Source organism: Actinophytocola algeriensis (genome assembly GCF_014203735.1).
In the GTDB taxonomy this organism is placed as follows: domain Bacteria; phylum Actinomycetota; class Actinomycetes; order Mycobacteriales; family Pseudonocardiaceae; genus Actinophytocola; species Actinophytocola algeriensis.
The window spans coordinates 223689-235929 of record NZ_JACHJQ010000003.1 but is presented as its reverse complement, the minus strand read 5'-3'; the positions used below and the strand labels follow the sequence as shown (position 1 = coordinate 235929).

At 70.0% G+C, this 12241-nt stretch carries 12 protein-coding genes; 6 read left to right on the top strand and 6 right to left on the bottom strand.

The genetic code is table 11. The features are described from left to right. Nucleotides 1–59: 59 nt before the first annotated feature. Entirely contained in the window at nt 60–980 is a 921-nt protein-coding gene (locus tag FHR82_RS13375) for an SMP-30/gluconolactonase/LRE family protein (protein WP_184810709.1), read from the bottom strand. A gap of 235 nt (nt 981–1215) precedes the next feature. Here FHR82_RS13375 and FHR82_RS13370 point away from each other — a divergent pair, with 235 nt between their 5' ends. The 4 genes from FHR82_RS13370 to FHR82_RS13355 are packed head-to-tail and all read left to right on the top strand — an operon-like array spanning nt 1216 to nt 5032. Then, the gene (locus FHR82_RS13370) at nt 1216–1764 is read left to right on the top strand and encodes an MmyB family transcriptional regulator (protein WP_184810708.1); all 549 of its coding nucleotides are present in this window, start codon (nt 1216–1218) and stop codon (nt 1762–1764) included. Between the two features lie 42 nt (nt 1765–1806). Further along, nucleotides 1807–2043 (top strand): phosphoribosylformylglycinamidine synthase subunit PurS, encoded by a 237-nt coding sequence (gene purS, locus FHR82_RS13365; protein ID WP_184810707.1) that lies wholly within the window; start codon nt 1807–1809, stop codon nt 2041–2043. Then, nucleotides 2040–2711: a phosphoribosylformylglycinamidine synthase subunit PurQ gene (gene purQ, locus FHR82_RS13360; RefSeq protein WP_184810706.1), complete on the top strand. Its 672-nt coding sequence runs from the start codon at nt 2040–2042 to the stop codon at nt 2709–2711. Before purS ends, purQ begins: the two co-directional genes overlap by 4 nt. After that, nucleotides 2708–5032, top strand: coding sequence for a phosphoribosylformylglycinamidine synthase subunit PurL (locus FHR82_RS13355; protein WP_184810705.1), 2325 nt, complete (start codon nt 2708–2710; stop codon nt 5030–5032). Before purQ ends, FHR82_RS13355 begins: the two co-directional genes overlap by 4 nt. Here the strand turns inward: FHR82_RS13355 and FHR82_RS13350 are convergent. From FHR82_RS13350 to FHR82_RS13335, 4 genes are all read right to left on the bottom strand, one after another. Next, nucleotides 5029–5403, bottom strand: a complete 375-nt coding sequence (locus FHR82_RS13350; RefSeq protein WP_184810704.1) for an SH3 domain-containing protein — start codon at nt 5401–5403, stop codon at nt 5029–5031. The two genes, FHR82_RS13355 and FHR82_RS13350, sit on opposite strands and share 4 nt — an antisense overlap. Before the next feature lie 115 nt (nt 5404–5518). After that, complete coding sequence (locus tag FHR82_RS13345; RefSeq protein WP_311771054.1) at nt 5519–6598, bottom strand: pentapeptide repeat-containing protein; 1080 nt, start codon at nt 6596–6598, stop codon at nt 5519–5521. A 28-nt stretch (nt 6599–6626) separates the two neighbouring features. Further along, nucleotides 6627–7658 (bottom strand): hypothetical protein, encoded by a 1032-nt coding sequence (locus tag FHR82_RS13340; RefSeq protein ID WP_184810703.1) that lies wholly within the window; start codon nt 7656–7658, stop codon nt 6627–6629. A gap of 157 nt (nt 7659–7815) precedes the next feature. Beyond that, nucleotides 7816–8679 carry a lysozyme gene (locus FHR82_RS13335; RefSeq protein WP_184810702.1) on the bottom strand — a complete coding sequence of 288 codons (864 nt, stop codon included), beginning with the start codon at nt 8677–8679 and terminating at the stop codon, nt 7816–7818. Nucleotides 8680–8987: 308 nt separating this feature from the next. Between FHR82_RS13335 and FHR82_RS13330 the strand changes: the two genes are divergently transcribed. Beyond that, a complete protein-coding gene (locus tag FHR82_RS13330; RefSeq protein ID WP_311771053.1) occupies nt 8988–11045 on the top strand; it encodes a putative bifunctional diguanylate cyclase/phosphodiesterase in 2058 nt (685 codons plus the stop codon). A gap of 12 nt (nt 11046–11057) precedes the next feature. On the opposite strand, the gene FHR82_RS13325 is transcribed toward FHR82_RS13330, so the two are convergent. Beyond that, nucleotides 11058–11618, bottom strand: coding sequence for a type VII secretion system-associated protein (locus FHR82_RS13325; protein ID WP_184810700.1), 561 nt, complete (start codon nt 11616–11618; stop codon nt 11058–11060). 30 nt (nt 11619–11648) lie between these two features. On the opposite strand from FHR82_RS13325, the gene FHR82_RS13320 reads away from it, so the two are divergent. Beyond that, nucleotides 11649–12224 (top strand): DUF3558 family protein, encoded by a 576-nt coding sequence (locus tag FHR82_RS13320; RefSeq protein ID WP_184810699.1) that lies wholly within the window; start codon nt 11649–11651, stop codon nt 12222–12224. Nucleotides 12225–12241: the final 17 nt, after the last annotated feature.

Below are 12241 nucleotides of genomic sequence, written 5' to 3'. Positions count from 1 at the left end.
GGCCCACACTGTCCGGTGCCAGGGCCGCACCGCCAGTCATCTCGCGCTGGGCGAACTACTCACAACCGGCGGAGAACGAAGTCGTTCGCGGTGCCGCCCGCGATGAACGCGTCGAGCCGGCCGTCCACCACGTAGATCCCGTACGGCGTCTCCGCTGCCGTCGTCGGTGCCGGGTCCGGCCACGGCGTCGTCCGCAGCCGCACCGCCGCGTTGCCTGCCAGCACCAGCTCGTGCACCGCGACCTCCGCGCCCGGCAAGCCGCTGAGCCGGTTGGTGACCACGACCAGCGTGCCGTCGCGGCGCAGCACCATGCCGTCCGCGCCGACGAGTGGCCGCGCCAGCCGCAGTTCGGTCAGCCCGCCGCCGGACAGCCGGTAGAGCTTGCCCGTCGTGTAGTTGGCGACCACGAGGTGGCCGCGCGGGTGCCACACGATCCCGTTGGCGCCGGGGGACGGCGTCAGTCGCGGGTCGCTGACCAGCGTCGTCACGTGCCCCGCCAGGTCCACCTTGTAGACGGCACCCGCGCCCGTGTCGGACACGTACGCGTTGCCCGCCGGGTCGAGCGCGACGTCGTTGGCCGCGTGCCCGTCGCCCGACAGGTCGACCAGCTGCTCACGCTCGCCGGTCCGCAGGTCGTACACGGCGAGGAAGCTCGGTCCCGGCGCGAACGGGCTGCCGATCGCGGCGACGATCCGGTGCCCGCGGGCGTCGACCTCGAGGCCGACGAACCCCGGCAGCTCCGGGTCGGACACCACGGTTCTCGCCACGCCGTCACGGCCGACCGCCGAGATCAACGCGGGTGTCGTGAGCGACCCGACCAGCAGCGACTGCCGGGTCGGGTCCCAGGCCACGCCCTCCGGGAACAGGTTCCGCGCCGCCGGTGCCATGACCGGCGGCAGGCCGCGTCCGGTGGCCGCGGCGGGCACGGCGGTGCCGACCAGCCCGGCCACCAGCGCGGCGGTGATGAGTAGTGCACGCATCTGTCTCCCCTTTCGACGGACACCATCGATGCTGTCCACGTCGTGGGCCGACGTCCAGCGGTCACCGCAACCCTGGGTCTGACAGACCCAGGCTCGCGGCGCCGGGGCCGTGAATACTCGACGGCCGAGGTCGTGAACTCCGTCGCGACCGCGCTCGCGCTGGACTCGGCAGAACGCTGCTACCTGCACAACCCTCGCCCGCCCCGGCCGTGCGATCGAGCCGGTCCGCACGGCGGTGCCCGCGACGTTCCAGCTGGTGCTCGACAACCTGCAGGTCCCGGCCGCGATCTACAGCCGCCACGGTGACATCGTGGCGTGGAACGCCCTCGCCGCGGCCCTGCTGGTCGACTTCGGCGCGCTGCCGCCCGAGGAGCGCAACAGGCCGCGGCTGGTGTTCCTGAACGACGAGGTGGCGTCCCGGTTCGTGCATTGGGAGAGCAAGGCCAGGGACCTGGTCTCGCAGCTGCGGATGGCGGCGGGGTGCAGTCCGGGCGATGAGAGACTCGCCACGCTCATCGGTGAGCTGAGCATGCGCAGCCCCGAGTTCGCGCGGCTGTGGGCCACCCACCACGTGCGGGAGAAGGTCCGCGGCGGGCACCGCTATCGCCACCCGGTCGTTGGCGAGTTCTACTTGCGGTACGAGGCTTTCCGGCCGCCTGATGCCCCGGACGTGGCACTCGTGTGCCAGGTGGCGGAGCCGGGCACACCGGATGAAGAGGCACTTCGGTTGCTCGCGTCGTGGATGGCGGACTCGACCGATCGGGTGAACGTGCAGCTCAGGTAGTCTCGCCGCGTAGAGACACCCTCGAAACGGGAGCTGCCTGTCGTGGCCCGAGTCGTCGTCGACGTCATGCCCAAGCCCGAGATCCTCGACCCGCAGGGTCAGGCCGTGGCCAATGCCCTTCCCCGCCTCGGCTTCACCGGCATCTCCGATGTCCGCCAGGGCAAACACTTCGAGCTGGAAGTCGACGACAGCGTCGACGACGAGACGCTCGCCAAGATCGCCATCGGGTTCCTCTCGAACCCGGTGATCGAGGACTTCGTGGTCCGGAGGCTCTCGTGAGCAAGATCGGGGTCATCACCTTCCCCGGGACGCTCGACGACACCGACGCGGCACGTGCCGTGCGGTACGCGGGCGGCGAGCCCGTGGCTCTCTGGCACGGGGACGCCGACCTGCGCGGTGTGGACGCGGTGATCGTCCCCGGCGGGTTCTCCTACGGCGACTACCTGCGGGCCGGTGCCATCGCCAGGTTCGCGCCCGTGATGGGCGAGGTCGTCACCGCCGCCCGTGGCGGCATGCCGGTGCTCGGCATCTGCAACGGCTTCCAGATCCTGTGCGAGGCCGGGCTGCTGCCGGGTGCGCTCCTGCGCAACGCGGGCCTGCACTTCGTGTGCCGCGACCAGAAGCTGCGCGTCGAGCGGACCTCCACGGCGTGGACCGGCGGCTACGCGGACGGCGCGGAGATCGTCATCCCCGTCAAGAACATGGACGGCCGCTTCGCCGCGTCCAGGTCCACTGTGGATGAGCTGGAGGGCGAGGGCCGGGTGGTGTTCCGGTACACCGATGTCAACCCGAACGGCTCGTTGTCCGACATCGCCGGGATCTCCTCGGCGGACGGCCGGATCGTCGGCCTCATGCCGCACCCGGAGCACGCGATCGACGCGCTCACCGGGCCCGGTGACGACGGCCTCGCCATGTTCCGCTCGGTGCTGGGGACGGTGCTCGCATGACGACGACCGTGCACGTGGACACGACCGGCCACGCGGCGTCCACTCCGGACACCCCGCAGCCGTACCGCGAGCTGGGCCTCAAGGACGACGAGTACACCCGCATCCGCGAGATCCTCGGCCGCCGCCCGACCGACGCCGAACTGGCCATGTACTCGGTGATGTGGTCCGAGCACTGCTCGTACAAGTCGTCGAAGGTGCACCTCAAGTACTTCGGCGAGACCACGACCGAGGAGATGCGCGCGAAGATGCTCGCCGGCATCGGCGAGAACGCCGGTGTGGTCGACATCGGCGACGGCTGGGCCATCACGTTCAAGGTCGAGTCGCACAACCACCCGTCCTATGTGGAGCCGTACCAGGGCGCGGCGACCGGCGTCGGCGGGATCGTGCGCGACATCCTCGCGATGGGCGCGCGGCCCCTGGCGGTCATGGACCCGCTGCGGTTCGGCGCCGCGGACGCACCCGACACGCGGCGCGTGCTGCCCGGTGTGGTCGCGGGTGTCGGCGGCTACGGCAACTGCCTGGGCCTGCCCAACATCGGCGGCGAGGTCGTGTTCGACCCGTCGTACCAGGGCAACCCGCTGGTCAACGCGCTGTGCGTGGGTGCGATGCGGGTCGAGGACCTGCACCTCGCGCACGCGTCCGGCGCGGGCAACAAGGTGATCCTGTTCGGTGCGCGGACCGGCCTCGACGGCATCGGCGGCGTTTCCGTGCTGGCGTCCGACACCTTCGCTGGTGACGAGGGCGGCACTGAGCCGATGCTCGACCCTGCAAGCAGGTCTTCGGCGCCGATGCTCGACCCTGCAAGCAGGTCTTCGGCGCGCAAGAAGCTGCCGAGCGTGCAGGTGGGCGACCCGTTCACGGAGAAGGTGCTGATCGAGTGCTGCCTGGAGCTGTTCCGGGAGGGCATCGTCGTCGGCATCCAGGACCTCGGCGGTGCCGGGTTGTCGTGCGCCACGTCGGAGCTGGCGTCGGCCGGTGACGGTGGCATGCACGTGTACCTCGAGCGCGTTCCCTTGCGTGCCACGGGGATGACGCCGGCGGAGATCCTGTCGTCGGAGTCGCAGGAACGCATGTGCGCGGTGGTCGCACCGTCCGATGTGGATGCGTTCATGCGGGTGTGCCGCAAGTGGGACGTCATCGCGACGGAGATCGGCGAGGTCACCGATGGCGACCGGCTGGTGATCACGTGGCACGGCGAGACCGTGGTCGACGTGCCACCGCGCACGGTCGCGCACGAGGGCCCCGTGTACGAGCGGCCGGTCTCCCGGCCGCCGGTGCAGGACGACATCGTGGCCGCCACACCGGACGCGCTTCCTCGTCCGTCCACTTCGGACGAACTGCGGGCGGAGATCCTGCGCATGGCCGGTTCGCCGAACCTGTCGTCGCGGCGGTGGGTGACCGAGCAGTACGACCGGTACGTGCGCGGCGGCACCGTGCTCGCGCAGCCGTCGGACGCGGGCATGATCCGCATCGACGAGTCGACGGGCCGCGGCGTGGCCATGTCCTGTGACTGCAACGGCCGCTACACCTATCTCGACCCCTATGCCGGCGCGCAGCTGGCGCTGGCGGAGGCGTACCGGAACGTGGCCACCTCGGGCGCGCGCCCGGTGGCGGTGACGAACTGCCTCAACTTCGGTTCGCCGGAGGACCCGGGCGTGATGTGGCAGTTCCAGCAGGCCGTGCGTGGCCTGGCGGACGGCTGTGCCGAGCTGGGCATCCCGGTGACCGGCGGCAACGTGAGCTTCTACAACCAGACCGGCACGACGGCGATCCTGCCGACCCCCGTGGTCGGCGTCCTCGGCGTCATCGACGACGTGGCGTCGCGGATCCCGACCGGCCTCGGCGCCCCTGGCGACACCCTGATCCTGCTGGGCGAGACCCACGACGAGCTGGCCGGTTCGGAGTGGGCACACGTCGTGCACGGCCACCTCGGCGGGCAGCCCCCGGTCGTGAACCTCGCCCGTGAAGCGGTGATCGCCGCGGTCCTGCGGGACGGTGGGGTGTCGGCGGCACACGACCTGTCCGAGGGCGGGCTCGCGCAGGCACTGGTGGAGTCGACCCTGGTCACGGGCCGCGGCTGCGACGTGGAACTGACCGGCGACCCGTTCGTGGCGCTGTTCAGCGAGTCGTCGGCGCGGGTGCTGGTGTCGGTCCCGGACCCCGACGCCTTCACGGCCCGCTGTGCCGAGGCAGGCCTGCCGTGGACGCGGCTGGGTGCGGTGTCGGCGACGTCGTCCCTGCGCATCGAGGGTGTCGGCGAGCTGGCGCTGCCGGAGCTGTCGGAGGTCTGGGAGGGCACGCTGCCCGCGCTGTTCGGCTAGTCGAACTCGGCGGCCGTGCAGTCGTCCACCTCGGGGAGCCGGTTGGTGGGGCAGGTCAGGAACCAGCTGGCCACCCACCCCCGGTTCCCTCCCGGCGCGTCCACGTACACCCACCAGGAGTTCTGCCCGACGAGCTGACCGCGGCTCTGGCAGACGGGGTAGAGGTTGTCGCCGGGTTCGAGCCCGTCGAGGACGTTCGGGCAGTTCCCGGTACCCGGGTTGGCGTTGCAGTCCGTCCCACCGTCCCGCAGCCGGACCCCGGCCTCCCGCACCGTGTACGACCCGGGCACGTAGACCGACCCGTCGGTCGGCTCGCACCCGGTGACCAGCGTGAGCAGCACCAGGACTCCGGCTAACGGACCACCACGCATGAGCCGACCTCCCGCAACACCGCGAACCACGTTCAGGTGATCGCAGAGTCACCCACATGCGTAACGCACTGTCAAGATCGGGCACTGCCGACGAGGCTCACGTGGCTCAAGCTGATCAAGGCGTTGCGGCGGGACCGGTAGTGCGGACCAGGCGGCCCGCGGGGTTCTGCTGCCAGCCAGGTGGTGGCTTCAGCGGGCCGGTGAAGTTCGTGTGCGAGAAGTCCGCGGTGGTGGCGAACTCGGTGTTCTCGAAGGACGTTCGGCTCGTGAACTCGGCGTTCTCGAACTTCGTCGTCTGGTGGAAGACGGTTTCCTCGAAGCTCACCAGCGAGTGAAAGCGGACCTTGCTGAACCACGCCCGGTCGTGGAACTCCATGTGGTGCAGCCACACGTTGCCCCAGCTGCGGGACTCCGTGAACCAGGCCGGGCCGCGGATTTCGCAGTGGTGGAACGAGTTCGACTGGTACAGCTTCAGCGTTCGCGCGCTGAGTTTGCCGATGATCCGGTGCGACAGGTCGCAGTACTCGAGCGTCGCGCCGGTCAGGTCGAGGTCGTAGGTGGGGGCGTCGGGGGTGCCCACGGTCGGGAGCAGGTCGGCCAGCAAGCGTTGTGCCGTAAGGCGGACCACGCGCCAGCGGTCGGACTCCGCCAGGTCGAAATCGGGTTTCGGGTCGGCGAAGTCGGGGTCGTCCCTGCGGGCCGTGACGTACTCCGGGTGTTCGAACGGGCGGCGCAGGTACGAGCAGATCACGTCCAGCACGTCCTGCGTGTACGACGGCCGTGCGCGTGCCACACCGGCCAGTGCGTGCAGCGCGCCCACCCTGACCTGGTCCGTCTCGTGGCCGAGCATCTCCACCGCGCGGAGGAAGCGGTCGTCCGCGGCGCGTTCGCGTTCGTGGTCCGCGCGGGCGTTCTCCAGTATCTGGCGGTCGTGTTCCAGTTGCTGGCGGCCCTCGTCGACGCGGCGTCTGCGGTCGTTGAGCCACAGGGCGTACAGCGCGACGACCGACCCGGCGGCCAGGCCGCCCGTCTTCAACGCGTCCGCTCTCGTCGACTCCGGCAGCAGCCAGCCCGTGACCACGGCGAGCGCGCCGAACGCCAGCAACATGGTCGCGATCAGGCGGGACGACAGTGCGAACACGACGATGCCGCCGATGATCGCCACAGACCCGGCTATGAGGAGTGTGACGGCCACCGGCGGCATCCGTTCTACGAAAGGGAACTCAGCTGGCGAAGAAGGTGTAGATGCACCACGCGCCGTCCTCGAGGAAGGCGCTGGTGCGGCCCGTCACGGCCGCGCCGGCGAGCGTGCCCTTGAGGTCGGAGCCGACGTACGCCTCGTCGGCCGTGGTGCCCGCCGGGTCCATCTCCAGGACGGCGCCCTGCGTGGCGGCCTCGGTGATGTCCGACTGGCTGGTGCTGTCGGAGCACGACATGGCCGCCGCGCCCGCACCGTCGCCGCCGTTCACCTTGTCCAGGAAGGACTGGACGAACTGCTCGCCCTCGGAGTCGCCGGTCGCGCCGCCGCCGCCCGGGTCGGTCACCGTGGTGTCGTTGGCCGTGGTCTCCTCGGTGGTGGTGGAGTCGTCACCACCGGTCGGCTTGCCCGCCTCGATGTCCTGCCAGCACCAGTCATCGCCGTCCTTCTTGAGGGTGACCGTGTCGTCCTCGGTCTTGCCGTCGAAGGAGATGGTGACCGTGAAGGTGACCTCGTCGTCGGACTCGTCCTTGACCTCACCGAACTCGGCGCTGTCGATGTTGTCGATGGCGTCGATCGCCGAGTCCACTGTGTCCGTCGCGGCCGAGCACTTCAGCGTGCGCAGCGCGGACTTGTCCTGGTCGTCCGCGGCGGCGACGAGCTTGTCGATGGTCTCCTGCGAGCCGTTGTCCTTCTTTTCCGTCGGCTTCTCGCTGCTGCTGTCACCGGACCCCGCGTTGTTGGAGCCTTCCTTGTCGTCGGACAGGAAGAACCCGGGCGCCACGAAGCCGGTGATGCCGAGGCCACCGAGGAGGAGCACGACGATCGACACGATGGCGATGATCGGGCCGGTCTTGCTCTTGGGCGGCTCCGGTGGACCCCCGAGCCCGCCGTACTGCTGGTACCCGCCCCCGTACTGAGCGTTCGGGTCGTAGGCGCCGAACTGGCCGGTCTGCGGCTGTTGGTACCCGCCCCCGTACTGCGGCTGCTGTTGAGGTTGCTGCTGTCCGTAGGGATCCGGCTGCTGGCCGTAAGGTCCCTGCGGTGGGTAAGTCATTGTCCCTCCCCGATCACGGTCTTCGCGTGTCCGACGTGGTCACGGGGGTCCTCGTTCCCTCAACTCACGCGTCGCTCACGCGGAGCTTAAATGTACGAAGGGGACCTTCGCTCCAGGTGGTGGAGGAAGGTCCCCATCGGACAGGGAACGGGTGGGATCAGTCGCTGTTCCTCGCGAACACCTGCAGGCGGCTGTAGTCACCGTTGAAGGAGTTCTGGTCGATCGGCGTGGAGCTGTACTGCCACACCGTGTAGAAGCTCCAGCCGATCGGCAGCGTGCCGACCGACGACGAGTACCGCGCCACCCACAGCGGGTTGGTGGAACCGAAGCTCGACCCGACGCACTGGTTCCACCAGCTGGTGGACGTGTAGATCGCCGGGTACTTGTTCCACCGCGCCTTGTAGGTGTTGCTGAAGTCGCGGATCCAGTTGGTCATCGCCGACTGGGACAGCCCGTAGCAGGTCGCGCCGTACGGGTTGTACTCCATGTCGAGCGCACCGGGCAGCGTCTTGCCGTCACCCGACCAGCCGCCGCCGTTGCTCGAGAAGAAGTTCGCCTGCGTGGCGCCGGACGACCGGTCCGGCAGCGCGAAGTGGTACGCGCCGCGGATGAAGCCCTGGTTGTAGGAACCGTTGTACTGCTGCGCGAAGTACGGGTTCCGGTACCCGGTGCCTTCGGTCGCCTTCACCCACACGAACCGCTTGCCCGCGTTCCACTGGGCAGGCCAGTCCACGTTGCCCTGGTGGCCGCTCACGTCGATGCCGGCCACGGAGGCCTGGGCGCCGATGTCGGACGGGACACTCCTGGGCATCTGAGCTGTGCCCTCGTGCTCGCGGATCTGCGAGCCCATCGGGTGGTCGTACTTCTTGACGTACGCGTCGATCGCCGCCTGGTCGCCTGCAGGGGTGGCAGCCGGGTCGGCCTGTGCGGGACTTGCCAGTCCCGCCAGTAACACAGTGGTGGTCACCGCAACGGCGGCGCTCAGCAAGCCCCGTCGTCTCCCACGCCACACAATGTTCATGGGAAGCCCTTTCTGAATCGCCCTCGCGAATGGCAGCACCCGGGCTGGAGCTGCCAAGATACAGATTGTGGTCGCTCGGTACCGTTTTGTCACGCCGTCCAGTGAATAACTAACAGTTGTTTCGGTAACGTTTGGTGCATGGCTGAGCACGGACGATCACGGTCCGCGACCGGCGTTGTTGCCGGTTCAACCGCTGTGACCAGTGCGAACGGTCCGCACACGAGCATGGACGCGGTGTGTGGGCGGTCGTATCCTGGCCGGTGCCACGCAGGTGGGTGCGTGCGCGAGATTCGCCGGAAGGTGTGACGGTGGCAGGCCCGACAACCGCAGGGCGTGACGCGTTCGTGGCTGCGTGGACCGACGTCCTCGCCGCGACCGGCTACGTCGCGACCGGCCGCGCCGACCTCGGCGCGGACCTCGAGGGGAACGCCGACACGCTCATCTCGGCACTGACCTCGGCGCCGTTCGACCCGGCGTCCGCCGAGCGGGTGGGCGCGGCGCTCGTGTCGCTGCGGTTCCTCGCCGCGGAGTCGCTCGCGGGGACGATCGAGCTGATCGGCACGCACTTCGCCGGGGAGCGGGTGCCCGCGGTCCAGGCCGCGGTGACCGCCGGGTTCGTGCGGGCCGCGCAGTCGCGGATCTTCAGCGAGCAGGAGGCGCTGCGGCGCTCGGCGCTGGAGGCCAGGGACGGTGCCGAAAGCGCGCGCCGGTCCAGTGAGGCCAGGTTCCGGGCGATGTTCACCTCCGCCGCCGTCGGCATCGGGATCACCGACACCCGAGGCAGGCTGCTCGAGGTCAACGGCGCGATGGCGGGCATGCTCGGCTACCGGCCCGAGCAGCTGCTCGACCTCAACCTCGTCGACTTCCTGCACCCGGACGACCCGCTGGAGCTGCGCAGGTTCTTCAACGAGATGGTCGCCGGGGAGCGCGACCACTACCGGATCGAACGCCGGTTCCGCAAACGCGACGGCTCTCCCCTGTGGACGAATGTGACCGTGTCGCTCGTGCGGGACGACGACGGCATGCCGCAGTACCTCGTCGGGATGGTCGAGGACAACACCGAGCGGCACGTGCTGTCGGAGAAGCTGCGGCACCAGGCCAACCACGACCACCTCACCGACCTCGGCAACCGGGCGCTGTTCACCGAGCGGCTGCACGCCGCGTTCGGCGGTTCGGCCGGGCGGCGGGTCGGGTTGTGCTACCTGGACCTGGACGGGTTCAAGGCCGTCAACGACACCCTCGGCCACGTCGTCGGCGACCAGCTGCTCGTCGAGGTCGGCAGGCGGCTCGACCGGCTGGTGTCGGCGCCGGACAGGCTGGTGGCCAGGATGGGCGGCGACGAGTTCGTGGTGCTGGTCGAGCACACCACCGGCATGGCCGAGCTGGTGGCGCTGGCCGAGCGGATCCTCGCGGAGATCGCCGCGCCGGTGCTGGTCGGCGGGCACCGGCTGACGGTGTCGGCGAGCATCGGCCTGGTCGAGCGGTCCGTGTTCGACGCCTCGCCCGCGGAGACCATGCGCGACGCGGACGTGACACTGCACTGGGCGAAAGTGGACGGCAAGAACCGCTGGGCGTCCTACGACCCGGAACGCAACGCACGCGAGATCGCCAGGATCACCCTGTCCAACGCGATGCCCGCCGCGCTGGAACGCGAGGAGTTCTACGTCGACTACCAGCCGATCGTGTCCCTCACGGACGGCACGCTGGTGGGCGTCGAGGCGCTGGTGCGGTGGGCGCACCCGGAGTTCGGCAGGCTCGGCCCGGACCGGTTCATCGGGCTCGCGGAGGAGACCGGGCTGATCGTGCCGCTGGGACTGTGGGTGCTGGAGACGTCGTGCAGGCAGGCGCTGAAGTGGGCGAGGACCCCGATCGTGAGCGTGAACCTGGCGGCCAGGCAGGTGGCCGAGCCGGACCTGGTGGCCGATGTTTCGGCGATCATCGAGCGGGTGGGTTTCCCGCCGTCGGCGCTGCAGCTGGAACTGACGGAGAGCGCGATCATGGGCACGACCGGCGAGCCGCTCTCCGCGTTGCGGCGGCTGGCCGACCTTGGCGTCCGCATCGCGATCGACGACTTCGGGACGGGGTACTCGAACCTCGCCTACCTGCGGCACCTGCCGGTGCACGCGCTGAAGATCGCCGGGTCCTTTGTGGAGGGTCTGCGGGTGGGGGCGGCGGACTCGGTGGACGCGCGGATCGTGACGGCGCTGGTGTCGCTCGCGCACACGCTGAAGCTGGACGTGATCGCGGAGGGGGTGGAGACCGGTGAGCAGGCGGAGCTGCTGCGGCACATCGGGGCGGACTCGGCGCAGGGCTGGCTGTACGCCAAACCCGGGCCACCGGAGGACGTCGAACGCTGGCTGACGTGAGGCCGGACCGGACTACCCGAGCGCGGCCGCCGGGAGCAGTGCCGTGATCGGGCCGATCGGGTTGATCACCAACGGATGACCGCCCAGCCGCGCGGCCAGCTCCCGCCCGGACACCTCCCGCCACCCCGGCCACGCCGCGGGCACGTGCGCGACCGACGTGCAGGCAGGCACCATGATCCGGCCCGAGCGGTCGGGGAAAGCGGTCACCGACCGGTCCTCCGGCGCCGTGGCGTACACCAGCAGCCGGGCCCGCAGCACCGCCGCCGGCAGCTCGGCCTCCGCCCGGTGCCCGGAGGTGATCCACTGCAACAACCGCTCCAGGCCGCTCGACGCGGCCGGCATCCGCAGTGCCGTCGGCGACGGGCGGTACTCGGTGTTGCGCCGGAACGTCGGGCCGATCTCACCGGCCGCGTCCACCCGGTACACGCCGACCACGCCCCACGGCGGGATGTCGGCGTCGGCGTCGAAGGCCGGGTCGATGACGTACAGCCAGGTGTTCGGGTTCGCCATCGCGCTGGCGCGCATCCGGGAGGTGATCTCGGGCGAGACAACGGGCGGCGGGGTGTCCGGCATCGGCCCATCGTAGGTCGGTACGTTGCGGTCATGCGCAGGTTGCTGCTCGTGACGGGACTGCTGCTCACCGCCGGTTGCACGGCGACCGAGAACGGGACCCCGACCACCGGGGACCAACCGACCACGACCACGACGACAACCACAACCACCACCGCGGAAACGCAGATCCGTCCCCGCGACATCGACATGGCCGGTGTGGACGTCTGCGGTCTGGTCGCGGCACTCCCGCTCACCACCTTCGGGCTCGACCAGCGGCCGCCGACCGGCGGCGAGTCGACCAGCTTTCCCGGGTCGCGGGACTGCTTCGCCAACGGCATCGCGGCCAACCTCGGGCTCACGCTGGTGGCGGTGGTCGACGAGGGCGCCGCCGACTACGCCGACGGTGCGAACGCCGAGGTCAGCGTGACCGAAGTGGACGGCTTCCCGCTCCACGTGCTGAAACCACCCGTCCCCGACAGCTGTTTCGGCGCGCTCGACGTCGCCGACGGACAGATGCTGTACGTCAACTACGGCCTCAGCGCACCAGGTGAGCAGCCGGTGACTCCACAAGCAACACTCTGTGAGCGGGTGCCGAGGATCGCCGCCGCGGCGCTCGCGCAGCTCTGAATCGAGTGAGTGTCCAC